This is a genomic window from Plantibacter sp. (assembly GCF_059073635.1).
In genome coordinates this window covers 16,963-38,071 of the sequence record NZ_JCACOF010000009.1, presented here as the reverse complement: position 1 = coordinate 38,071, position 21,109 = coordinate 16,963, and the positions used below count along the sequence as shown (strand labels likewise).

Here is a 21,109-nt window from a genome sequence, read left to right as displayed (position 1 = left end):
CTGGCCGGTCACCCCTTGACGGCACCCTGGGTGACGCCCGACATCACCCAACGCTGCGCGAAGAGGTAGGCGATGATCGCGGGGGCCATCGCCATCAGGTACGAGGCGAAGGCGACGTTGTAGTTGCTGCTGAACTGGGTCTGGAAGAGGTTCTGCCGCACCGGGAGGGTCTGGAGTCCCGCGTCCGAGATGATCAGCGACGGCATCATGAAGTCGTTCCAGGCGTAGAGGAACGCGAAGATGCCGACCGTGGCGCTCATGGGAGCCAGGAGCGGGAAGATCAGTCTCCAGAACGTCTGCCAGGTGCTCGCACCGTCGATGCGTGCGCTCTCCTCGAGTTCGATCGGGATCGATCGCAGGAACGCCGTGAACAGCAGCACGCTGAAGCTCAGCTGGAACATCGTGGCGAGGATGATCACCCCGAACGGGTTGTCGAGTCCGACACGACCGGTCAGCTGGATCTGCGGCAGGGCGACGACCGGGAACGGGATGAACATCGCGGCGAGCAGGTAGAAGAACGAGAAGCGGAACAGTCGGCGATCCCAGTTGCGCACGATGGCGTACGCAGCGAAGGAGGCGAGGATGATGGTCGCGACCACGGTCCCTGCGGTGACGAGGAGCGACATCGCGAAGCCGACCGGGAACTTCGTGAGCGTCCACGCCTGGACGAAGCCGTCGATGCTGAACGGTGCCGGGAGCGAGAAGGCGTTGCCGTCGACCGACTGGGTGTCGGTCTTGAACGCCATCGAGATCGTCACGTAGAGCGGCAGGAGGACGGTCACGGCGCAGAGCAGCAGGATGATCGTCGTCGACCAGCTCACCCGCTCTCCCCTGGTCCGCTGCTTCGGGGTGGCGTTCGCCGTGGTGATGGACTGGGTGCTGAGCACGGTTGGCGTGGCCATCAGAGTGCGTTCCTTCCGCGCGTCGCCGAGAGTTGCACGAGGGCGATGATGATCGTGATGATGAAGAACAGGGTGGCCGTGGCCATCTGGTAGGCGTAGTCACCCGTCTGGAACCCGCGGATGATCGTCATCGAGATGCTCCGCGTGGAGGTTCCCGGGCCACCGTTGGTCAGGCCGACGATGATGTCGTAGGCGTTCAGGTAGTTCTTGAAGCCGAGGATCACGTTGATCACGACGTATCCCATCACCAGCGGCAGGGTGATCCGCAGCAGCTGCTGGCGCTTGTTCGCGCCGTCGAGCGACGCTGCCTCGTAGACGTCGCCGGGGACCGCGAGGAGACCAGCGATGTAGATGAGCAGCGTGCCGGGGATCGACTGCCAGGCCGTCACGATCACGATGCCGAGCCAGGCCAGGTCCGGGTTGGAGAGGATGCTCGTCTCGAGGAACGGGATCCCGAGCGCCGAGCCGGCGGCCGGCACCGAGTTCATGAAGAGGAACTGGAACACGTAGGCGATGATGATGCCCGAGATGACCATCGGGATGACGAAGATCCCGCGGAGCCCCATCTTGAAGCGGATCTTCGCGGTCAGGCCGACCGCGAGCAGGAACGCGATGACGTTCACCGCGATGACCGTCACGAGCGAGAACCCGAAGGTGAAGAGGAAGCTCGTGAGGATGGCCGGGTCGCTGAACGCGGCGATGTAGTTCGTGAAGCCGATGAACTCCCAGTCGCCGATCCCGATGGAGTCGGTGAAGCTGAAGAAGATGCCGACGACGCCGGGGAGCGTGATCGCGAGTGTGAACAGGATGACGGCTGGGAACAGGAAGAAGTAGTAGATCGGTTCGACCCGTTTGGTGCTGCGTCGGACCTTCGGGTTGCCCCCGGTCACGATCGATGTGGTGGCGCTCATTCGGAACCCTCCTTGCTCGTGACGGGCGGCTGTCGGAACGCGAGTCGTGCCCAGTCCGCGTCCATGGTGCGGAGCATCGACGCCGCGTCGGTGCCGAGGACCAGCGACTGCGCGTAGTTCTCGGTCGGGATGGCGCGGGGGTTGAGCACGCCCGGGCCCTGGTAGAACGCGCCGGCGTCGTAGTACGGGATCATGCCCGCGACGCGCGGGTCGTCGGGAGCCTTGCCGTCGTCGGTCGGGACGAACCCGAGCTGCGATTCGTTGTAGGCCTGGATGACCTCCGGCTGGAAGAGGTACTCGAGGAAGTCGCGGGCACCCTCGGGGTTCTTCGCCTCCTCGGGGATGATGGTGACGAGGTCGAGGTTCACCCGGACCTTGAGGTCCTTCGGGTCTTCGGTCATCGGCAGCGGGAACGTCCCGAGGTCGAGATCGGGTGCGGTGAGTGCGATCTGGCTGAACGCCCACGGGCCCTGCAGGTACATGGCGCCCTCACCCTCGGCGAAGGCGACGTTGCCGGCGTCGTAGGTGCGACTCGGCGCATCGGCCTGCGTGTACTCCTTGGCGAGCAGCTGCATCTTCTCGACGGGCTCCAGGAAGTCCTTCTCGAAGGAGACCGGAGCATCCGGTCCCACCTCGGTGCCTTCCTCCGCGAGCCGGTCGTAGAAGTCCGGGATGTCGACGGCGCCACCGACCGAGTAGTCGAACCAGCCCTGGTTGGCGGTCCAGGCATCGGCGAACGTCGCGTAGAACGGCGCCACGCCGGCCGCCTTCAGCGTGTCGGAGACGGCGATCAGTTCACTCCACGTCGTCGGCACCTCGAGGCCGTACTCGGCGAAGATCGTCTTGTTGTAGATGACCGAAGCGGCCATCACCGAGTAGGGCAATGCACTCGTGCGTCCCTCGCACACGCCGTACTGGTCGAGCAACGGCTGGAGGTCGTCGCGGATGGACGCCGCCGCTGTCGTGTCGGACAGGTCGGAGAGCGCGCACCGTTCGACGAAACGCGACACCTCGTGGTTGTAGTTCGAGAGCATGAGGTCCGGCGGGTTGCCACGGACGAAGCTCGCCGCGAGCGGATCGGGCCCCGAGGTGTCCATGACGACCTCGTACTGCTGCTGCGAGGCGTTGTAGTCCGCGACGGCCTGGTTCATGAAGGTGAACGCCTCACGCTTGCTGAACGTGAAGTGGATGGTCTCCCGGCCATCACTCGAGCAACCGACGAGGACGCTGGCCAGGAGCGCCACACCCGCCACTCCGGCCGTGGCGCGTATCGCGCGTTTCAGTGGGTTCGACATCATTGTCCTTCCGCGGAGCCCTCGATGGATCCGCTGACTAAATACAGAGAGTAAATCAACTGATGACGGAAACTCTGCCATCCGTTCGACGTCTGGTCAAGCACCGGTTCCATCACGACATCCACGGGTAGGACACCGTGATCGTTCACGGTTCTGCGCACGGTGCAGTGCCTCCGCGGCACGGTGTCCACGCGGGCCCTCGGATCGTGGATATCGTTGTCGGTCATGGAAGCGACGACGACGGAGCGGGCATCGGAGCCGCGCTCCTCCAGCATCACCGCCGTCCTCGATCACGCCTGGGCGACGTCCGCGTTCACCGCGGCCGACGTCATCACCGCCACCGGGTTGTCACGATCGACGGCGATCACGCTCTCCGACGAACTCATCGGACTGGGTTGGCTGACGGAGCTCGATGACGCACGTCAGGCTGGTGCCGCCTATCGGAAAGGTCGCCCCGCCCGACGCTACGAGCTGCGCATCGACGCCGGGATCGTCGTCGGTGTCGACGCCGGAGCCCACTCCATCACCGCCATCGCTGCAGACCTGCGCGGTCGGGAACTCGCGAGGTCGCACCACACCGTCGATCCGGCGGCCACCGCTGAGGCGCGGGTCGACGCCGTCGACGCGGCGATCGACGAGGTCCTGCGACAGTGCGGACCGAAGCCGCCGCTCTGCATCGTGCTCGGCGTCCCGGCCCCCATCGACGCGCTCGGGCGATCACCCGAGGGCAACGTCTTCTGGGATCGGATGAACCCTCGGCTCGGTGAGCGCATCCGCGACCACGGCTGCGCGGTCGTCACCGACAACGACGCGAACCTCGCCGCCGTCGCCGAGGGCGCGATCGGCGCCGGCGTCGGTGTCGACTCCTACATCACGGTGGTCACCGGTGAGCGGCTCGGAGCCGGATACGTCGTCGACGGTCGTCTCGTCCGCGGTCGCGGCCGGGCGGGCGAGCTGCACCTCCTCGACCTCGTCGACGGCGTCGGTTCGTCGCGAGGCATCGCCGCGCTCCTGCGCGACTGGGGTCGCGAGTACCGCGAGAGCGGCGGGCTCCCGGAGAGCAGCCCGCTCAGCCGCATACCGGTCGCGCAGGTGGACGCGCAGTCCGTCCTCGCTGCAGCAGATCAGGGCGACACGGTCGCGCTCGACCTGGTGCGCCGGATGGGTGATCGCATCGCGCGGATGAGCGCCGTCCTGGGCGGGTTGCTCGACGTCGAGCGCATCGTGTTCGCCGGCGGGATCGCTCCGTCGATGTCGCAGCTGCTCGAGGTCGCGTCGGAGCGCATCCCCGGCTACATGAGCGCGGAACCTCCCTTGCTCGTCGCGTCGGAGCTCGGTGCCGACATGGTGGCGCAGGGTGCTGTCGCGACCGCGATCGACGACGTGCGTCGCAACGCACTGCGGATCGACCTCGCCCGACCAGTACGCTGACGTCGTAGCCAGCCGGAAGGAGCACCATGGCCGATGCGATCGTCCTCGTGTCAGGGGGTGCCGCCGTGACCCCGTTCACGGGTCCGGACCATGCCGCAGGCTCCGGCCTCGCCGCCGGGAACACCCTCACCGCACTGAGAGCGCACCTGCTCGGGCGGGAGGTTCCGGTCTTCACCGCACCGGCACGCATCGGTGCCGGGGAGGTGCACGAGGACACGGGTTGGCAGGGGTTCGCCGACGTCCCGATCGTGCTGCCCGCCGAGGTGACCGTCAACGCCGTCGGTGGGATCGACGCCGGCGGGACGAGCCTGGCCGCGTTCCTGCGGTGGTTGTCCGACGAACACGGCTTCGCGAGCGTCGACCTCGTCGCACACTCCATGGGCGGTCTCTTCTCTCGTGCCGCGATCCGCGAACTGCGCGGCTCCGGCCCATCGATCGGCCGGCTCGTCACCCTCGGCACCCCATGGGAGGGATCGCTCCTCGGCGACGTGCTCACCGGCGAGGTCTCGGTCCACGACGCCCACGGCGATGAGGGGACCGCGACGATCCTCGAGCGGTCGAGCGGCTATGCCGCCGAGAACTCTCAGGGCGCTGCCGACGAGGTCTCACGCCGGTTCCTGCGCGAGTGGAACACGACACAGGCCGGCTTCCTCGATGGCGTCGCCGTCACCGCAGTCGGGGCGGGTCACTTCCACACGGCAGCCGAGCCGCGACAGCTGTGGCCACACGACGGTCTGGTGGCCCTGCGAAGCGCCCGAGCCGATGACGTCCCGGTCGACGTGCTCCCCCGCGTGGTCCGCCGTTCCTTCGAAGACGACGTCCACAGCATCTTCTTCGCCGACGCCTTCGACCTCCCGTGGGAGCGCGCTCTCACCTGGGATCCCGAGGTCTTCGCCGTGGTCGACGAGGCGCTCACGTCCTGAGTCGGCGTCGATGCCCGTGTGAGCGGACCAGCACTCCGGAATATACCCCCGAGGGGTATCGTTCGACCTCTTGGACGAACCGGAGGAGTGCTCATGAGCGACCAGACCCACCACCACCACCACCACGGCCCAGCAGCCGACAATGCGACCTCCTGGCGGATGGCCGCCACCGCCACCCTCCACTGCCTCACCGGATGTGCCATCGGCGAAGTGCTGGGCATGGTGATCGGCACCGGCCTCGGACTGCACAATCTCGGGACCGTGGTGCTCTCGATCGCACTGGCCTTCGTCTTCGGCTACGCGCTCACGATGCGCGGCGTGCGCCGCGCGGGACTGTCCTGGCGCGCCGCCCTCGGTGTCGCCCTGGCGGCGGACACCGTGTCGATCGCGGTCATGGAGATCATCGACAACACCGCGATGCTCGCCATCCCCGGAGCGATGGACGCCGGCCTCACCAGCGGCCTCTTCTGGGGCTCCCTGGTCGCCGCTCTCGCCCTGGCCTTCATCGTCACCACACCGGTCAACCGTTGGCTGATCGGCCGCGGCAAGGGGCACGCCGTCGTCCACGGACTCCACCACTGAGGCCATGATGGGCCTCCGACCTCGCGGTCTGCGACTGTCATTCGGACGGCGCGTTGTCGTCGACGGGGCCTGCCTGCTTCATCGTCGGCGGAGGTCTCGCAGTGCCTCCGGCGACGGGGTGAGACTGCCGACGATCTCGCCGAGGCTGCTGATGACCGGGTGACGTCGATGCGAAGGCGCGTCCTGGTGACCACCGTCGAATCGCAGGAACCGCACCTGGAGCGCTTCGGCGATCTCCTCGTCATGATTGGTGTCGCCGACCATCAACACGCGCCGGGGATCATGGCCCGAGTCCTCCAACCACGCGGTCACGACATGCTCCTTCGACGCCGCATAGACATCGGTGATGCCGTGGACGTGTGCGAAATGACCGTGCAGCGAGTGGGGAGCCAGCTGACGCTCGAGGGTGACCTCCGGGGTCGCCGAGATGAGGACCTGCTCGACGCCGAGCACGTCGATCGCCGCAAGGGTCGCGCGGGCCTGCGGTTGGAGCGACGCCGATCCCACACCGGCCGCGAACAGCGCGAGGTATTCGTCGGCCGCCTCCAGGAAGTCGGCTGCATCGACACCGAGCCGGGCGTAGAAGGCCCGGATGGGGAAGCCGAACACCGCCCGATACGCCTCCTGGTCGGATATCTCGGCAAGACCGCGCTGCCGGAGAACGGTGTTCATCGCGGCAAGCGCCACCTCGACGTCGTCGAGGAGCGTGCCGTTCCAGTCCCAGCACACCGCGTCGATGGTCGTGGATCCGTTCTCGTGCACGAGGTCGAGTCTCACACGGTCGGCTGACATCGGCCGGATCCGTCGAGGCCGGTGGCTCCTGCTCAGGTGGTGCCGACGCCGACCGCCAGTCCCTCCAGGACATCCGCGAGTGCCACGGCACCGGCCTCGGCGTCGGCGTCCTCGGCGTGCTCTTCCGGCGAATGGGAGACGCCGGTCGGGTTCCGGACGAAGAGCATCGCGGTCGGCACGTGCGACGCGAGCACTCCGGCGTCGTGCCCCGCTCCGGTACCGAGCACGGGCGCCTCCGGCAGCATCCGTTCGAGGCGCCCGCGGAGGAACGGGTCGAAGTCGGTCGTGGCGCTGAACGACTCCTCGGTGATCGCGGCCTCGCATCCCTCCTCCGCTGCGACGAGCGACAGGCGTTCGGTGATCCCTGCCACGATCGCGGCGGTCACGACGTCGTCGGGATGACGGACGTCGATCCAGAAGTCCACGCTCGACGCGATCACGTTCGTGCCTCCCGGCAACGGGAGCACCCGGCCGACGGTCGCCCGAGCGTCCGGCGTGGCCCGTCCGATCGTGCGGATCTCGGTGATCATCCGCGCAGCCGCGACGAGCGGGTCCCGTCGATCCTGCATGAGCGTCGTCCCCGCATGGTTCCCTTCGCCGCGGATCGACACCCGCCACCGTCCATGCCCGAGGATGCTCGAGCCGATCGCGACCGGGCGATCGAGGTCGACCAGTGCCCGCCCCTGCTCGACGTGGAGCTCGACGAACGCGTCGATCGCTCCGAGCCCGGCCGGATCGGGCCCCACACCCTGCGGATCGACACCATTGCGTGCGAGGACCTCGGCGAACGTGTCGCCCTCCACGTCGCGCAGGGCCAGCGCCCGCTCCGGACTGATCGCACCGGTGAGGAGACGCGAGCCGAGGCACGCGACGCCGAAGCGCGAGCCTTCCTCCTCCGGGAAGACGGCGACGACGATCGGCTTGGTCGGCTCGACGCCTCGCGAGCGCAGGTGGTCGATCGCGATCAGCGCCGATGCGACCCCGAGTGGTCCGTCGTAGGCGCCACCGCCCGGGACCGAGTCGAGATGGCTCCCGGTGACCACCGCACCCGCCGTCGAACGTGACGGCACATGCCACCAGGCGCGGATGACCCCGTTGCCGTCGATGTCCACGTCGAGGCCACGGCGCTCGGCCTGACCGACGAACCACTCCCGCAGCTCGAGTTCGGCGGAGGAGTAGACGGGCCTCGAGTAGCCTCCCCGACGCTGATCCCGACCGATCCCCGCGACCTCGTCCAGGAGGGAGACAACGGTGTCGTGCGTCACCGGACGGCTGCCAGGCTCGGCCGGAACATCGCCGGCACATCGTCTCGGCCCTCGACCAGCGCAAGGGCGTATTCGCCGATGAGCGGGGCGAACTTGGCACCGTGGCCGGAGCAGGGCGCCAGGACCGTGATCCCGTCGACACGGTCGATGACGAAGTCCTCCGTCGGGGTGTTCGTGAACAGGCAGGTCGTCTCGGCATACGGTTCCGGAACGAGGCTCGGGAGGAACTCTCGGACGTAGGCGACGACCCGTCGGCGGTTCGCGTCGTCGACGAGGCCGTCATGATCGGCGGCCGAGGGGATGCGCCTGCCGCCGTTGTACTCGGCGACCTTCTGACCACGCCACTCGGCGTCGCGCCCACCGGGGAGCCCGTAGACCTGCATCCGCTCGGACTTGTGGATGAAGGTGGGCCACACTGAACCGGATCGCGCCGGATCTTCCGCGTCGACGCCGATCCGGTCCCGATACGGGAAGTGGTACGCCTGCTCCTGACTGACCTCGAGGGCCGGGAACGCGTCGAGGAACCCGCCCGGCAGCGCGAGGTCGCCGAGGAGGTCCGGAAGCCAGCCGCCGGCTGCGACGACCACCTGCTCCGCATCGAACGCCCTGCCCCGAGATCCGAGCACCCGGTACCCGGTGGCAGTCCGCTCGACCCGCTCGACCGGCTGATCGTTCAGGACCGTGGCCCCGGCGCGGACGGCGGATTCGAGCATCGCCATCACCGCCTGCTCCGCGTCGATCACGCCGGCTCCCGGATGCCACAGGGTGGGCGTGTCGAAGCCGATGTCCCAGCGGGCTCTGGCTTCGTCCCGGGAAAGCAGCTCGTGATCGATGCCGTGCTCGGCCAGCACCGACGCGAGGTGCTCCGGGCGACGGGTCGTCACCGAAGTCGAGCGCACCCGTCTGCGTGATCAGCGGACGCCCGTGCTCCAGGCCGAGCTCGTCCCACCCAGACGCCGCCGCGAGGACGAGACGGGTGTAGGACGCCTCCGGGTAGGCGTAGCGGAAGATCCGGGCCGATCCGTGGGACGATCCCCACTCGTTGGCCGGGCGACTCCGCTCGAGGACGGTGACGTCGTGCCCGGCCTGGGCCAGGCGCCAGGCCGCCGCAGCACCGGCGAGCCCGGCTCCGATGACGATGACGCTCGTCATGCGCGTGCTTCCTGGTCTTCGTCCTCATAGGCGCGCTCGGCGTGGGCGTGCTCGTCGATCCCGGCGACCTCGTGCTCCTCGGGGATCCGCAGACCGATGGTGATCTGGATCACCTTCGCGATCACCCAGGTGACGATGAACGAATAGGCGAGGACCGCGACGGTCGCGATCGTCTGCACGCCGAGGAGTTCGAATCCGCCGCCGTAGAGCAGACCGGAGCGTCCGTTCGGAGCCGCATCCGTCGCGAACACCCCGATGAGGAGCGTCCCGATGATGCCTCCGACGAGGTGGACCCCGACGACGTCGAGGGAGTCATCGAACCCGAGCCGGAACTTCCACTCGATGGCGAGGCAGCAGACGACGCCCGCGATGGCCCCGATGATGATCGCACCGATGGGCGAGACGGCGCCGCAGGCGGGGGTGATCGCCACGAGGGCGGCGATGATCCCCGATGCACTGCCGAGGCTCGTGACCGCTCCGTGTCGGAGTCGATCGACGATGGACCAGCCGATGAGGCCGGCACAGGCGGCGACGGTGGTGTTGAGGAACACGACGCTCGCCGCATTGCCGGCTGCCAGCGCCGAGCCGGCGTTGAAGCCGTACCAACCGATCCAGAGCAACCCGGCGCCGACGAGGACGAGCGGGCGGTTGTGCGGGCGGAGCTTACCGCCCCAGTCCTTGCTCTTGCCGAGCACCAGGGCCAGTGCGAGCGCCGCGATGCCGGCGTTCATGTGCACGGCCGTCCCGCCGGCGAAGTCGACGGCACCGAGGGTGTTCGCGATCCATCCACCGGTCGCCGTGTCGTTCGAGAAGGCGAACACCCAGTGCGCGATCGGGAAGTACACGAACGTCGCCCAGAGCCCGGCGAACAACAACCACGCGCCGTACTTCATGCGACCGGCGGCGGCACCCGCGACGAGTGCCGTCGTCACCCCCGCGAACAGCAGTTGGAACGCCGCGAAGAGCGCGAGCGGGATGCCGGCATCGGGGTCGTCGACGAGTGCCTGGTCGAGCCCCGCGAACTCGAACGGGTTCCCGATGAGTCCGAGCCCGCCGACGGAGTCACCGAAGACGAGCGAGTACCCGAAGGCCACCCAGAGCAGCGCGACGAGGCTGGCCCCGCCGAAGCACATGATCATCATGTTGAGGATGCGGCGGGACGAGACCATCCCGCCGTAGAACAGAGCCAGGGCCGGGATCATGAGGGCGACGAGCGCCGAGCTCGTCAGGATCCAGGCGACGTTTCCAGCGTCCACAAATCACTCCATCGTTCGAGGTGCACAGCGGCCGGGCGGCCACGGCGTCGGGTTCGGGTGGAACAGGTGTCGGTGCTCGATGCCGGTCGGCGTTCAGGCCAGGTCGGGGGCGTCCCAGAGGTTGAGCTTCGTGCCGATCCCCTGCTCGACGGCGTTCTCGTAGATCGTCTTCGCCCACGCGACGTCCTCGACGCCCATCCCACCGACGCTGAAGAGCACCGGCTGCTCGGGGAACTCGCGACCGACGGCGTTCCCGTCGAAGACGTCTCCGATGTTCACCACGCGGGACTCGTCGAGATCGCCGGTCCCGATGAGGTCCTGCCAGTAGAGGCCGATCATGCCGAACGCGGTCTCGTGCGACGGCGCCGGGTACTCCTCGGCCCACGCCTCGTAGATCTTCTTCGCGTCCGCGATGAGGCGCGCCTTGCCGGAGAGCGTGTACTCCTTGTCCATGCGCAGGTTGGCGGGCAGGCTGAGGAAGGCGCCCGGCTTGATCCAGTCGCCGTCGATGAACGGGTAGTTCTCCGAGCCGACCAGGCCGGTGACGGCCTCGGAGACGATGTCCGAGTCACGCACGGCGGCCTCGACCGTCTCGGCGATCTCGATCGTCGTGAACTGCGGGTAGTGCGCGCGGACGTAGTCGGCGAACGCCTCGGAGGTCGACCGTCGGCGCCCGTGGATGCGGATGGTGTCGAGCGAGGGACGGGCGGTGGTCATGGCGTGCAGGGCGCTCTTGTTCATGGCGCCGGGCCCGATGATGCCGAGCGACTTCGCGTCCACCGGTGCCAGGAGCTTCGCGGCGGCTCCCGGCACGGCAGCGGTGCGGTAGGCGCTCTCGAGGTTGCCGGACATGATCGCGTAGGGCGCGCCGGTGTCCTTGTCGTTGAGCACGATGAGGTGGATGGAGCGCGGGAGGCCTCGCTCGCGGTTGTCGACGTTCGACCCGTACCACTTGACACCGGCGGTGTCGAAGCGCCCGCCGAGGTAGGCGGGCATCGCCATGAACCGACGGTCGGCGGCGTCCAGCGGCATGCCGGGGAACGGTGAGGTGGCGGGGAACCCGATCGGTGCTCCGTGCGAGTTGGCGGTCGGGCCGGCCATCCGGTAGTCACCCTTCGCGACGAGCACCAACACCTCCTCCATGACCTCCATGCAGTGGGCCATGTCCTTCATGCCGGCGGCGATGACCTCCGGTTCGCTCAGGTAGAGCATGTCGATCCGGGTGTTCGGGGAAGCGTCTGCGGTCACGGGTGGTCCTCCAGGTCGGGGTGTGTGGTCCTCAGCGAACACGGTCGCGATCGTCCTGGTCAAATACCGATTCGAACCTCGATTGAGAGCGTTCCGCTCGCAATCTGGACGAAACAGCGCGGTAATACGAGGGTCGTATCGTCGATGGGATGGAGCTCCGCCAGCTGCGCTACTTCCTCGCCGTCGCCGAGGAGCTCCATTTCGGTCGCGCCGCCCGACGGCTGCACATGTCGCAGCCACCGCTGAGCGTCCAGGTCGCACGACTCGAGCAGGAGGTCGGCACCGCGCTGTTCGACCGTTCGACGAGGCGGGTGGCGCTGACCCCCGCTGGACGACATCTCCAGGCGCGGGCACGACACATCGTCGAGGAGCTCGACACGGTCCGGGGTGAGATGCGCGACTTCGTCGACGGTCTCGCCGGGGAGCTCACCGCGGGGTTCGTGAGTTCGGCCAACTACACGGTCCTCCCAGGTGTCGTGCAGCTGTTCCGGGCGAGCCGCCCCGGGGTGACGCTGCGTCTGGTGCCGTTGACCTCAGGAGAGCAGTTCGACCGGCTCCGCGACGGCACGCTCGACGTCGGGATCGTCCGTGACGAGGTCCCGCAGACGCCGTCCGACAGCTCCCCCGCGCTCACGACCGAGGTCGTCTTCGAGGAGCGTCTCGTGGCGTGCCTCCCGGTCGGTCACCCGTTGGCAGGGCCGACCCGAGGTCACCGCGGAGGAGCTCATGGACGTCCCGATGATCTCCTACCCGCGGGCGCTCATGCCGGGATTCGTGGACCGCGTCGCGGAGGTCCTCGGCACGTCGAGTCGGACCCAGGTGGTCGAGGAGGTCGTCCATCAGGAGACCGCCCTCGGGTTCGTCGCGGCCGGCGTCGGTACGACGATCCTGCCCGAGTCGGTGCGGCAGCTGGTGCCGCCGTCGATCGTCGTCGTGCCGCTCGCCGGGTCGCCGACGACACGCCTGCTGGCCGCTCGTCAGGAACGGACGGACGAGAGCCCGGTCCACGACGCGTTCATCGCCTGTCTCCGCGACGCGGCCGCACAGCTCGGGTGAACGCCCACTCGAACACCGCGCGTCCGCCTCCCGTCTCGGCGGCGTAGCCCAGGTGTTCCTGCCCGGCCTGGACAAACGAGTCGCGCCTGTCCAAGCTGGAACCGATGACCGACACCCGCGACGACTTCACCATCCGCCGAGCCACCCCGGACGACGTCCCCCTCCTGCAAGCGTGGAGCTGCGACGAACCCGTCGCCTGGGTCGATCCGGAGCGGCTGACCGCCGAACTCGCGAGTCGGAACTATCGGCCGGAATGGTCGTGGATCGCCGAGCAGGACGGTCGCCCGGTGGCACGAGCACTCTGGTGGGGCCAGGCGGACGCGAACCGGCCCGCCACACTCGACTGCCTCACCACCACGGTCGAAGTCGCGGAGCCCGAACGTGTCGGCGCTGCGCTCATCCGCGCTGGACTGGACGCCTTCGGCGCAGGTCCCGCACTGGAGTTCAACGTCGACGTCTCCCCTGCCTGGGCGGATGACGCTGCGAGCGTGGAGGCGGTGCGGTGGCGCCACGAGGCTGCACGCGCGGGCGGGTTCTCGCGCACGACCGAGCGGGTCAGTTTCGCGAGGTCCAGCTCCGATCCGGTGCCGGCACGATCGCAGCGCCTCCGTTTCGTCGCCGCCCCGGACGACGCGTTCCATGAGCTGTTCGCCCTGGTCGCGACCGGCACCCTCGATGCGCACACGCAGGACATGGTCGCGCGCGAAGGGCTCGAGGCGCTCGCGGACGACGACCTGGCGTTCTACCGATCGCTCCCCGGCGAACGCGACGCCTGGCGGGTCGCTGAGCTCCTCGACGGGACGATCGTGGGATTCATCATCCCGACGAGGACGGCGTACGACGCGAGCATCAGTTACCTGGGCGTGCTCCCCGAGCATCGCGGACACGGTTACGTGCACGACCTCCTGGCGGAGATGGTCCACGTGCACCACGGGTCGGGACAGGACCGGATCGTCGGCACCACGGATGCCGCGAACACGCCGATGCGTGGCGCGTTCGAACGAGCCGGTTTCTCGGTCACGCGCGTTCGGATCGTGCACGAGCAGTAGGTTCGCCCCGGGCTCGGTTCCGACCGTGTCAGCTGAGCACCGCGACACGGTCGACCGCCGCGCTCGTCAGACCCGCGACGACCGCAGCACGCGGACGACCCCGGAGCAGACCGCGAGCCAGATGATCAGCTGCAAGACCGCAGCGACGAGGAGCGGCAGCACGAACGACCCGCTTTCGGCGGAGGACAGCCAGAAGGCTTCACCGACCGTGCCGGCGATCCCGACCGCCGAGACCGTCAGGAAGAGCGCGCGCGACGCCACCGCTTCCCGACGGTCGACGGTGTCCGCCACGTCTGGTGGGGGCCTCCGGCTTGCCGGCGGTCTGCGGTGTCGCACCGGACCACGCCGCGATGGAACGGGTCATCCGGTACCCGGAGACCTGCAGCAGGAGCAAGATGATGGCGCTCGGCAACACGACCGACGCACTCCGATGAAAACCACGATGCCGCAGAGCTGCCAGCCGCTCTGCCTCCGCCGAGTACGAATTCAAGGACCGTCACGGTCGCCACGGACAGGGTGGCGGAAACGACGAACGTCACGGACGGCGGCGAGCCCGAGCGAGCAAGCGCGCAGGTCGCTCGGTACTCCCGGAGCAGGACCTCCAGTGCGACGTCGGAGACTTCGGGCTGTCGCTCGTCCTTGTTCCGATGGCACTGATCCACGCTCTCGCCTCGGCTCGAAGCAGGAAGGCGTTCCAGGCTGCCGCCGTGGATGACGCGGCCGGCGGCCTCGATGGTGCTCGCCGCAGGGCCGGCTGGCGGGTTCGCTCGGGGTGCATGTGCCGACCTTACGCCGACCGCGTGCCGGGGGAAGGCGACAGGGCCGCCCAGAACCGTCCGCACGGCGCGGCCGAGTTCGCCGAAGTCGGGTCCATCGGGGCTGAGCCGGTGATCACGGTCGAGGCTTCAGCCCGTCGAGCATCACCTGCAGGAGGAGGGGCAGGTCTTCGGGAGTACCGAGCCGCACCGCGTGCTCGATTCCGCACACGAGGTGCGACAGGCGATCGACCGTGAGATCGGCGCGGACGGCACCCGCGGCGCGGGCCGCCTCGAGGACGGTCGTGAAGGATTCGAAGATCTCGCGTTTGACGTTCCGCACGGAGTCGGCCTCGTCCTCCGGCGAGAGGAGCACCGTCTGCAGACCGCCGTCCTCGAGCTGCAGCCTGAGTGCCGAACCGAGGTAGAGCGCCAGCCCATCGCCCGGATCCGGCTCGGCTGCGGCACGCCGAGAGGTCTCGAGCATCGCGTCGAGCGCGTCGGCTGACAGCGCTTCGATGAGTGCGTGGACCGTCGGGAAGTGCCGGTAGACGGTTCCGACCCCGACCCCGGCCTCGCGGGCGACGTCGTTGAGTCGAAGCGTCGCGCGGTCGTGGGTCCGGGCGACATCGAGGATGTTCGCCCGGCTACGTGCTGCGTCGGAACGGAGAGCGGCCATAGGACCACTCTACGCCAAACGGATGGCCTATCCGCTTGTGCTATGGTCCAAACGGATAGATCATCCGCTTAAGAAGTGAGGACAGTATGACCTGGGACCCCACCCGCTTGCCAGACCAGACCGGACGAACCATCGTCGTGACCGGTTCCACCGCCGGAATCGGGTACTTCGCCGCAGAGCAGCTCGCTGCCGCTGGCGCGGACGTCGTGCTCGCCTCCCGATCGCATGACAAGCTGCGACGGGCCGCCACCTCCATTCGGAGCCGAGTCCCGCAGGCCCGGGTCCGCCACGTGGCACTCGAGCTCGGCTCGCTCACCGCCGTCGACGAGGCAGCTGCCGAACTCGCCCTGCTTCCCCGTCTCGACGCCGTCCTGCTCAACGGCGGTGCGATGAGCATGAACCGACGCGAGCTGACTGCGGATGGATTGCCCCTCCTGCTCGGCACCCATGTGGCCGCCAATGCCCGACTGCTGGCCAGGTTGCTCCCGACATTGGTCGCCACGGCCGTGGATCATGGCACGGTGGCTCGGATCGTCCACACCTCGACCGGGTTCGTCCAACTGCTGCGTGTCGGCGTTGACGACCTCCGCCAGGTGCCCGCGATCGGGGTCGTGGCCTACACCAAGGCCAAGACCGCGACGGAGGTGTTCGCCTTCGAGCTCGACCGCAGGCTCCGAGCGGCCGGACTGCCCGCCGCATCGGTCGTGACCCGGCCCGGTGTCGGCGTCGACGCGAAGACTCCGGAGCGACCTGGCGTCCGCGACGACACGACTCCATATCAGCGGAATCCCTACACGCCTTGGGCACAAGGGAAGGACACCGCCGCTTGGTCCGCGGTCAGGGCGCTCACGGATCCCGAAGTCCGGGGCGGCGAGTACTTCTCGCCGGTCGGCCGACTTCGGGGCGCTCCCGTCGCCATCGTTCCACCGGCCAGGACTGCCACGCCGGCGGGCGACGCGGCGTCGTCCCTCTGGCGGCAGGTCGAGGACCTCGCTGGCGTACCCATCGACGTCGGAGCCTGACGCGAGGCGAGCCCGGTGCCCGCCTCGTCGAGCCGGCACGTTCGGAGAGATGAGCCCGACCTGATGCGGTGCGTGTCATCTCACTGCGCATCGATGAAGGTACGGAGCGCCTCGACCCACTGCTCATGCGCATCGAGATGCGCATCGTGCGATGCGCCGCTGAGATCGACGCGCCGGACGCGCCTGCCTCGGCCTACGAATGCCGACTTCTGTTCCTCGGTGAACATTCCTCCGTCTGCGTAGACCATGAGGGTGGGCACCTCGATGCTCTCCCACTCGCGCCAGCGAGGCTCCCGGACCGCCTCGATCGTCGTCTGCATGACGTCCGCGTCGAAACGTGGGACCAAACCGTCGACTGTCTCCTCCAGATCCTCGACCCAGGCACGTTCGAGCGGCCCGTCACCGAGCTCCGCCGCCGCTTCCGATCGATTTGCGAACGGGACGTCCCGGTGTGGGCGCATGACGATCGACGATCTTCTCGCGGAATCAGACGACGGATGGTCTCGTAAACCACGGACCGTGCGTCAGGTGCTGGGAACGCTCGGGGTAGCCATCGGCTGTATGGCCGGCTTCGTCGTCCTCGTCGTCGCGCTACTGGGGTCGTTTCAAGGCAGCTACAGCTCGTTCCTCGAAGGTGACGTGTCCGTCTGCGGCTACGCAGGCGTGGATTCGGTCTGCCAGCAGGAGCTGCGGGAGCAGGTGCGCACCACGATGCACATTCCGCTCGCCGAGGACGTCCGCGTCGAGAAGCTGCGTCGCTACGGGTTCCCCGATCCGATCTATCAGGCCCGGTTGTCGTTCCCGAGCGCCGCCGATGCGAGGGCTGCCGGTTACACCGTGCTGGAGGTGAGACCGAGCGGCTCAGCCATCGTCGTCGTGAAGGCGAACGGCTGACTCCTGACCCATCCTTGCTCGACGGCCGGCGGCGCCGCCGTCACCAGGCCGCGAGCATCCGGTCGGCCGTGCGCAGCGACAACGCCATCTGCGCGAGGCCCGGGTTCGCGGAGAGCGCGCTCGGGAACGTGGAGTTGTCGCAGATCCACAGGTTGTCGATGTCGTGCGATCGACCCTCTCCGTCGACCACGCCGTCACTCGGATCGTCGCTCATCCGGCACGTGCCGAGCGTGTGTGCCGTGCGCGCCAGCACCCTGGTACTCCGCGCACCGGCCGCCGTGAGGATGTCCGTCATCGTGCGGATGGCGTGGCGGTCGATGGCCCGCTCGTTGTCGCCGGGCGAGAACGAGATGGTCGCACGCGGCAGACCCCACTCGTCCTCCTCCGACGAGAGTTCGAGCCGATTGCCGTCGGCGGGCAGACACTCGGCGTTCATCCCGATGCCGGCGTTGTACCGTGACGCGTCGAGCTCGTCGACGAGCTCGGTGCCCCAGAGACCGCCGCCGCGCACGAGGGTGGTCGCATAGTTGAACGGCATGACGCCGAGGCTCTGGAGCAGATACCCTCCGGCGAAGTCAGCACCGTCAGGGCGGACGAAGTCCTCGGTGATGAGCGCCGACGGGTAGCCGCGGTAGCCGCGGATCTGCTCGTCGAACCGTCCCCACACCTGCACCGCACCATGGGCGAGGAAGTTCCGGCCGACCTGACCGCTGGCGTTCGCGAGGTCGTTGTGCAGCAGGAGCCGAGGGGTCTCCACCCCGCCGCCGGCCAACACGAGCACCTCGCAGCGCTGCCGCTTGTCGACGCCGTCCTGGCGATAGACGACGCCCGTCACCCGACCGCGGGCATCACGCTCGATGGTGTGCACGACGGCGTCCGGCCTGATCTCCGCTCCCGCCGCGACCGCAGCAGGCAGGTACGTGATGGCGGTCGTCGCCTTCGCACCGTGGCGCTCGCCCTGGTGGATCGAGCCGACGTTGGTCGTGGCGCGTCGCAGGCCGTGGTGCGGCTGATCGCGGTCGCGGGTGATGATCGCGGCGGGTGCGTCGGTCGCTCGGATGCCGAGCGACTCAGCGCCCTTCGCCATGAGGTCCGCCGGGGCGTTGCGCTTCGGCGGCGCGTACAGGTACGTGCGCGCCGGGTCCCACGGATACGGCGTCGGCCCGGAGACACCGATGGTCGCCTCGACCTCTTCGACGTAGCGGGTGAACTCCGCATGATCGACGGGCCAGTCACGGCCGAGGCCGGTCTCGCTGCGCAGACGCAGGTCACGGGCGTCCGGTCGGGGCGTGAACGCGCCCCAGTGGACGGTGCCACCGCCGACGCCGAAGCCGCTGTTGTTCGGACCGAACGCCGTCGGAGCGTCCCCGCCGCTGAACCGGCTGGACATCCAGTTGATCGTCGTCGCGTCGACCTCGTCCGGCGTGGACTCCGCGGGGTCGTGATTCGGCCCGGCCTCGAGCGCGACGACGCGCAGCCCCGCCTCAGCGAGTCGCGCGAGCAGTGGTGCGCCACCCGCACCGGTACCGACCACCACGACGTCGACGCTGTCGTCGAGGTCGTAGGTCTTCATCGCGTCCAGGTTCACGCTGCGTCCTCCTGCTGCTGTGCGGCTGTGGGGGCGGGCGCGGCGCCGAGGTCGGAGGGCTCCCAGCCATCTCGGGTGTCGGCACCGAGCTCGCGGTAACCGGCGAAGTCGACGTCTTCTGCGCCGGTCGCGAACCCGTCGTACCCGACCCGGGCCAACGATGCGGGGTGGATGAGCCACTCCCGCGTGACGTCCACGCGCAAGTCCTCGAACCAGCGCCGCAGATCGTCCGCGTCGATGGCGCCCCCTGGAACGCCCCGGCCCTCGATCACGGCGCTGATCAACGCATCCTGGTCATCGGCCGAGTCCGTCCAAGCGGTTCGGAGGTCATCCAGCCCGGCGCGGTAGGCCTCGTCGTCCGTGAGTCCTCCGACCGGCCGCCATCCGTCGCCACCACCGGCTGCGAGGTCGGCGTCGACCCGCGCGGCGAGGTCGATCCGCCCACCCGCCGGTTGCGGAACCAGGCGATCGGCGATAGCTCGGAGCAGGTCCAGCTGTTCCGCGCTCAGCACGCGGGGCCGATACCGGGGGTCGTCCGGCAAGGCGCGTCGTGCCAGCGCGCTGCGCACCCGCGGCGTGGTCCGCAGGGACGCGATGACGAGCCCCCACTCGGCTGGGACGATGGCGCTGTGTGCGACGATCTCGTCCCAGAACTCGGTGAGCGCGCGCGCGACCGTGACCGGACGCTCGTACGAGAGCAGATGTCCGGCTCCTGCGAGCGACACGAATCGTGCACGGGGGTAGACGTCCGAGAGCAGCTCGGGCTGCACTGCGGCTCCGAGCGCCTCGTCCTGATCTCCGGCGAGCACGATGCACGGGAGGTCGAGCTTGCCGACGGAGGACGCGATGTCCTCCTCGCTGCCCTGCTCGAGCCAGCGGCGCCACGCGACGGGCGACATGGCCTGCACGGACGCCACGGCGGCGGCCTGTAGCTCGGCCGGAAGGGATGCACCCACGTTGTCGTCGACGAAGGTCTGCGCGTCCGGCTCGGCGATGGGCCCGTCCTCGATCCAGCTGAGCATCTGGTGGCGCTTGGCGTCAGGCATCGGCTCGGGCGTGGGCGGTGACGGTGCCAGGAGCACGACGCCGAGGAGCCCGAACACGGGGACGTCGCCGTCGCGGACCCGGGCGGCGATCCCGGCGGCGACCTTGCCGCCCATGCTGTGGGCGCACAGCATCCAGGGTCCGCCGTCGGCCTGCTCCGCGATCACGGCGAGGGCAGCGTCGACCTGCGACTCGACGGAGCCGTCCGGCGCGTCGGCCGTGTCACCTTGGCCGGGCAGCTCGACGGCGATCACCCGGAACCGAGCGTCGAGTTCGCGAGCCACGGGTGCGACCGCGGCGGCGTCGAGCCCGAGCCCTGGGAGGAAGAAGACCGTGCACGCAGCCGCGGTCACGGGGTGACCATGCCGCCGTTGACGTTCAGCGTCGCCCCGGAGACGTAACCGGACTCCGCTGAGGCGAGGTAGACGTACGCCGGCGCGAGCTCAGCCGGCTGTCCGGCACGCTGGTACGTGTTCTCGTCGTCGAAGGCCTGCATCTGCTCGTCGGAGACGCCGTCGGAGACCTGCAACGCTGTCCACACGGGGCCGGGAGCAACCACGTTCACGCGGATCCCGCGCGAGGCGAGCTGCAGCGCGAGCCCCTTCGAGAGGTTGTTGATCGCGGCCTTCGTCGCCGCGTAGTCGAGCCGGTCGGGTGACGGCTTGTACGCCTCGAGCGACGCCGTGTTCACGATGCTCGCGCCCTCGCCCAGGTGCTCGAGCGCCGCCTTGGTGATCCAGAAGTTCGCGAACACGTTCGTCCGGAAGGTCTCCTCGAACTGCTCGTCGCTGAGGTCTTCCACCCGGTCGACCGCGATCTGCTTGCCCGCGTTGTTGACGAGGACGTCCAGGCCTCCGAGGAAGTCCGCGGCCTCCGCGACGAGCCGACGGCACTGGTCGGCGTGCGAGATGTCGGCGACGATCGCCTTGCCCCGGCGTCCTGCGTCGGCGATGAGCGACAGCACGTGCTCGGCGTCCTCCTCCTCACCCGGGAGGTGGGCGATGACCACGTCCGCGCCTTCGCGGGCGAACGCGATCGCCGTGGCCGCACCGATCCCGGAGTCGCCGCCCGTGATGAGCGCCTTCCGACCGGTCAGCCGTCCGCTGCCCCGGTAGCTCGCTTCACCGAGGTCGGGAACGGGGGTCATCCTGGCCTGCACGCCCGGCTCCGGCTGGTGCTGCAGCGGGGGCTCGACCCGGTCGTACTGGGTCACGGGGTTGGTCAGGTCGTACTGGTCGCGCGGAGACATGACGACCACGCTAAAC

At 68.8% G+C, this 21,109-nt stretch carries 21 protein-coding genes and 2 pseudogenes; 8 read left to right on the top strand and 15 right to left on the bottom strand.

Going from position 1 to position 21,109, the window contains the following annotated elements; all coding sequences use genetic code 11:
• Positions 1-8: 8 nt before the first annotated feature.
• From AC5JOC_RS10175 to AC5JOC_RS10165, 3 genes are read right to left on the bottom strand one after another with little or no spacing between them, the layout of a single operon-like run.
• A complete protein-coding gene (locus AC5JOC_RS10175) occupies positions 9-902 on the bottom strand; it encodes a carbohydrate ABC transporter permease (RefSeq protein WP_085510777.1) in 894 nt (297 codons plus the stop codon).
• Entirely contained in the window at positions 902-1,813 is a 912-nt protein-coding gene (locus tag AC5JOC_RS10170) for a carbohydrate ABC transporter permease (protein WP_079002413.1), read from the bottom strand. The genes AC5JOC_RS10175 and AC5JOC_RS10170 overlap by 1 nt, the downstream gene beginning before the upstream one ends.
• Positions 1,810-3,108 (bottom strand): extracellular solute-binding protein, encoded by a 1,299-nt coding sequence (locus tag AC5JOC_RS10165; protein WP_192018012.1) that lies wholly within the window; start codon positions 3,106-3,108, stop codon positions 1,810-1,812. The genes AC5JOC_RS10170 and AC5JOC_RS10165 overlap by 4 nt, the downstream gene beginning before the upstream one ends.
• Before the next feature lie 225 nt (positions 3,109-3,333).
• Between AC5JOC_RS10165 and AC5JOC_RS10160 the strand changes: the two genes are divergently transcribed.
• The 3 genes from AC5JOC_RS10160 to AC5JOC_RS10150 all read left to right on the top strand — a co-directional run bounded on the left by AC5JOC_RS10160 (position 3,334) and on the right by AC5JOC_RS10150 (position 6,044).
• Positions 3,334-4,539 carry an ROK family protein gene (locus AC5JOC_RS10160; RefSeq protein ID WP_426736799.1) on the top strand — a complete coding sequence of 402 codons (1,206 nt, stop codon included), beginning with the start codon at positions 3,334-3,336 and terminating at the stop codon, positions 4,537-4,539.
• A gap of 26 nt (positions 4,540-4,565) precedes the next feature.
• The gene (locus tag AC5JOC_RS10155) at positions 4,566-5,462 is read left to right on the top strand and encodes an esterase/lipase family protein (RefSeq protein WP_494246397.1); all 897 of its coding nucleotides are present in this window, start codon (positions 4,566-4,568) and stop codon (positions 5,460-5,462) included.
• A gap of 93 nt (positions 5,463-5,555) precedes the next feature.
• On the top strand, positions 5,556-6,044 hold the full coding sequence (locus tag AC5JOC_RS10150) for a DUF4396 domain-containing protein (protein WP_494246396.1): 489 nt from the start codon (positions 5,556-5,558) through the stop codon (positions 6,042-6,044).
• Between the two features lie 78 nt (positions 6,045-6,122).
• On the opposite strand, the gene AC5JOC_RS10145 is transcribed toward AC5JOC_RS10150, so the two are convergent.
• The 6 genes and pseudogenes from AC5JOC_RS10145 to AC5JOC_RS10120 form a co-directional block, all read right to left on the bottom strand.
• On the bottom strand, positions 6,123-6,836 hold the full coding sequence (locus AC5JOC_RS10145) for an HAD family hydrolase (RefSeq protein ID WP_494246395.1): 714 nt from the start codon (positions 6,834-6,836) through the stop codon (positions 6,123-6,125).
• Positions 6,837-6,868: 32 nt separating this feature from the next.
• Positions 6,869-8,101, bottom strand: a complete 1,233-nt coding sequence (locus AC5JOC_RS10140; protein WP_494246394.1) for an allantoate amidohydrolase — start codon at positions 8,099-8,101, stop codon at positions 6,869-6,871.
• On the bottom strand, positions 8,098-8,985 hold the full coding sequence (locus AC5JOC_RS10135; RefSeq protein ID WP_494246393.1) for an FAD-dependent oxidoreductase: 888 nt from the start codon (positions 8,983-8,985) through the stop codon (positions 8,098-8,100). Before AC5JOC_RS10135 ends, AC5JOC_RS10140 begins: the two co-directional genes overlap by 4 nt.
• A 49-nt stretch (positions 8,986-9,034) precedes the next feature.
• Positions 9,035-9,253: pseudogene (locus AC5JOC_RS10130) on the bottom strand (FAD-dependent oxidoreductase); the annotation flags it as partial.
• Positions 9,250-10,509 (bottom strand): ammonium transporter, encoded by a 1,260-nt coding sequence (locus AC5JOC_RS10125; protein WP_124769246.1) that lies wholly within the window; start codon positions 10,507-10,509, stop codon positions 9,250-9,252. The pseudogene AC5JOC_RS10130 and the gene AC5JOC_RS10125, both read right to left, overlap by 4 nt.
• Positions 10,510-10,602: 93 nt before the next feature.
• Positions 10,603-11,757: a tyramine oxidase subunit B gene (locus AC5JOC_RS10120; protein ID WP_494246392.1), complete on the bottom strand. Its 1,155-nt coding sequence runs from the start codon at positions 11,755-11,757 to the stop codon at positions 10,603-10,605.
• A gap of 149 nt (positions 11,758-11,906) precedes the next feature.
• Here AC5JOC_RS10120 and AC5JOC_RS10115 point away from each other — a divergent pair.
• The 3 genes and pseudogenes from AC5JOC_RS10115 to AC5JOC_RS10105 all read left to right on the top strand — a co-directional run.
• A pseudogene (locus AC5JOC_RS10115) lies at positions 11,907-12,398 on the top strand (LysR family transcriptional regulator); the annotation flags it as partial.
• An 85-nt stretch (positions 12,399-12,483) separates the two neighbouring features.
• Complete coding sequence (locus tag AC5JOC_RS10110; protein ID WP_494246391.1) at positions 12,484-12,813, top strand: LysR substrate-binding domain-containing protein; 330 nt, start codon at positions 12,484-12,486, stop codon at positions 12,811-12,813.
• A 104-nt stretch (positions 12,814-12,917) separates the two neighbouring features.
• Positions 12,918-13,862 (top strand): GNAT family N-acetyltransferase, encoded by a 945-nt coding sequence (locus AC5JOC_RS10105; protein WP_494246390.1) that lies wholly within the window; start codon positions 12,918-12,920, stop codon positions 13,860-13,862.
• A gap of 66 nt (positions 13,863-13,928) precedes the next feature.
• Here AC5JOC_RS10105 and AC5JOC_RS10100 read toward each other — a convergent pair whose 3' ends face one another.
• Both AC5JOC_RS10100 and AC5JOC_RS10095 read right to left on the bottom strand, forming a co-directional pair.
• Positions 13,929-14,153, bottom strand: a complete 225-nt coding sequence (locus AC5JOC_RS10100) for a hypothetical protein (protein WP_494246389.1) — start codon at positions 14,151-14,153, stop codon at positions 13,929-13,931.
• Between the two features lie 600 nt (positions 14,154-14,753).
• Positions 14,754-15,296 carry a TetR/AcrR family transcriptional regulator gene (locus AC5JOC_RS10095; protein ID WP_494246388.1) on the bottom strand — a complete coding sequence of 181 codons (543 nt, stop codon included), beginning with the start codon at positions 15,294-15,296 and terminating at the stop codon, positions 14,754-14,756.
• Between the two features lie 137 nt (positions 15,297-15,433).
• Here AC5JOC_RS10095 and AC5JOC_RS10090 point away from each other — a divergent pair, with 137 nt between their 5' ends.
• On the top strand, positions 15,434-16,318 hold the full coding sequence (locus AC5JOC_RS10090) for an SDR family NAD(P)-dependent oxidoreductase (protein ID WP_494246387.1): 885 nt from the start codon (positions 15,434-15,436) through the stop codon (positions 16,316-16,318).
• Between the two features lie 80 nt (positions 16,319-16,398).
• Here AC5JOC_RS10090 and AC5JOC_RS10085 read toward each other — a convergent pair whose 3' ends face one another.
• Positions 16,399-16,779, bottom strand: a complete 381-nt coding sequence (locus AC5JOC_RS10085; RefSeq protein ID WP_494246386.1) for an alpha/beta fold hydrolase — start codon at positions 16,777-16,779, stop codon at positions 16,399-16,401.
• On the opposite strand from AC5JOC_RS10085, the gene AC5JOC_RS10080 reads away from it, so the two are divergent.
• Positions 16,778-17,212: a hypothetical protein gene (locus AC5JOC_RS10080; protein WP_124769241.1), complete on the top strand. Its 435-nt coding sequence runs from the start codon at positions 16,778-16,780 to the stop codon at positions 17,210-17,212. The two genes, AC5JOC_RS10085 and AC5JOC_RS10080, sit on opposite strands and share 2 nt — an antisense overlap.
• A 40-nt stretch (positions 17,213-17,252) precedes the next feature.
• Here the strand turns inward: AC5JOC_RS10080 and AC5JOC_RS10075 are convergent, their stop codons facing one another.
• The 3 genes from AC5JOC_RS10075 to AC5JOC_RS10065 are packed head-to-tail and all read right to left on the bottom strand — an operon-like array spanning position 17,253 to position 21,093.
• Positions 17,253-18,800 carry a GMC family oxidoreductase gene (locus AC5JOC_RS10075; RefSeq protein WP_494246385.1) on the bottom strand — a complete coding sequence of 516 codons (1,548 nt, stop codon included), beginning with the start codon at positions 18,798-18,800 and terminating at the stop codon, positions 17,253-17,255.
• Positions 18,797-20,197: an alpha/beta hydrolase gene (locus AC5JOC_RS10070; RefSeq protein WP_494246384.1), complete on the bottom strand. Its 1,401-nt coding sequence runs from the start codon at positions 20,195-20,197 to the stop codon at positions 18,797-18,799. The genes AC5JOC_RS10075 and AC5JOC_RS10070 overlap by 4 nt, the downstream gene beginning before the upstream one ends.
• On the bottom strand, positions 20,194-21,093 hold the full coding sequence (locus AC5JOC_RS10065; protein ID WP_079706295.1) for an SDR family oxidoreductase: 900 nt from the start codon (positions 21,091-21,093) through the stop codon (positions 20,194-20,196). Before AC5JOC_RS10065 ends, AC5JOC_RS10070 begins: the two co-directional genes overlap by 4 nt.
• Between the last annotated feature and the right edge of the window lie 16 nt (positions 21,094-21,109).

Coding starts and splice junctions, on each gene's coding strand:
- AC5JOC_RS10175 (WP_085510777.1), bottom strand. CDS start 902: ATGGCCACGCCAACCGTGCTCAGCACCCAGTCCATCACCACGGCGAAC.
- AC5JOC_RS10170 (WP_079002413.1), bottom strand. CDS start 1,813: ATGAGCGCCACCACATCGATCGTGACCGGGGGCAACCCGAAGGTCCGA.
- AC5JOC_RS10165 (WP_192018012.1), bottom strand. CDS start 3,108: ATGTCGAACCCACTGAAACGCGCGATACGCGCCACGGCCGGAGTGGCG.
- AC5JOC_RS10160 (WP_426736799.1), top strand. CDS start 3,334: ATGGAAGCGACGACGACGGAGCGGGCATCGGAGCCGCGCTCCTCCAGC.
- AC5JOC_RS10155 (WP_494246397.1), top strand. CDS start 4,566: ATGGCCGATGCGATCGTCCTCGTGTCAGGGGGTGCCGCCGTGACCCCG.
- AC5JOC_RS10150 (WP_494246396.1), top strand. CDS start 5,556: ATGAGCGACCAGACCCACCACCACCACCACCACGGCCCAGCAGCCGAC.
- AC5JOC_RS10145 (WP_494246395.1), bottom strand. CDS start 6,836: ATGTCAGCCGACCGTGTGAGACTCGACCTCGTGCACGAGAACGGATCC.
- AC5JOC_RS10110 (WP_494246391.1), top strand. CDS start 12,484: ATGGACGTCCCGATGATCTCCTACCCGCGGGCGCTCATGCCGGGATTC.
- AC5JOC_RS10105 (WP_494246390.1), top strand. CDS start 12,918: ATGACCGACACCCGCGACGACTTCACCATCCGCCGAGCCACCCCGGAC.
- AC5JOC_RS10095 (WP_494246388.1), bottom strand. CDS start 15,296: ATGGCCGCTCTCCGTTCCGACGCAGCACGTAGCCGGGCGAACATCCTC.
- AC5JOC_RS10080 (WP_124769241.1), top strand. CDS start 16,778: ATGACGATCGACGATCTTCTCGCGGAATCAGACGACGGATGGTCTCGT.
- AC5JOC_RS10085 (WP_494246386.1), bottom strand. CDS start 16,779: ATGCGCCCACACCGGGACGTCCCGTTCGCAAATCGATCGGAAGCGGCG.
- AC5JOC_RS10065 (WP_079706295.1), bottom strand. CDS start 21,093: ATGTCTCCGCGCGACCAGTACGACCTGACCAACCCCGTGACCCAGTAC.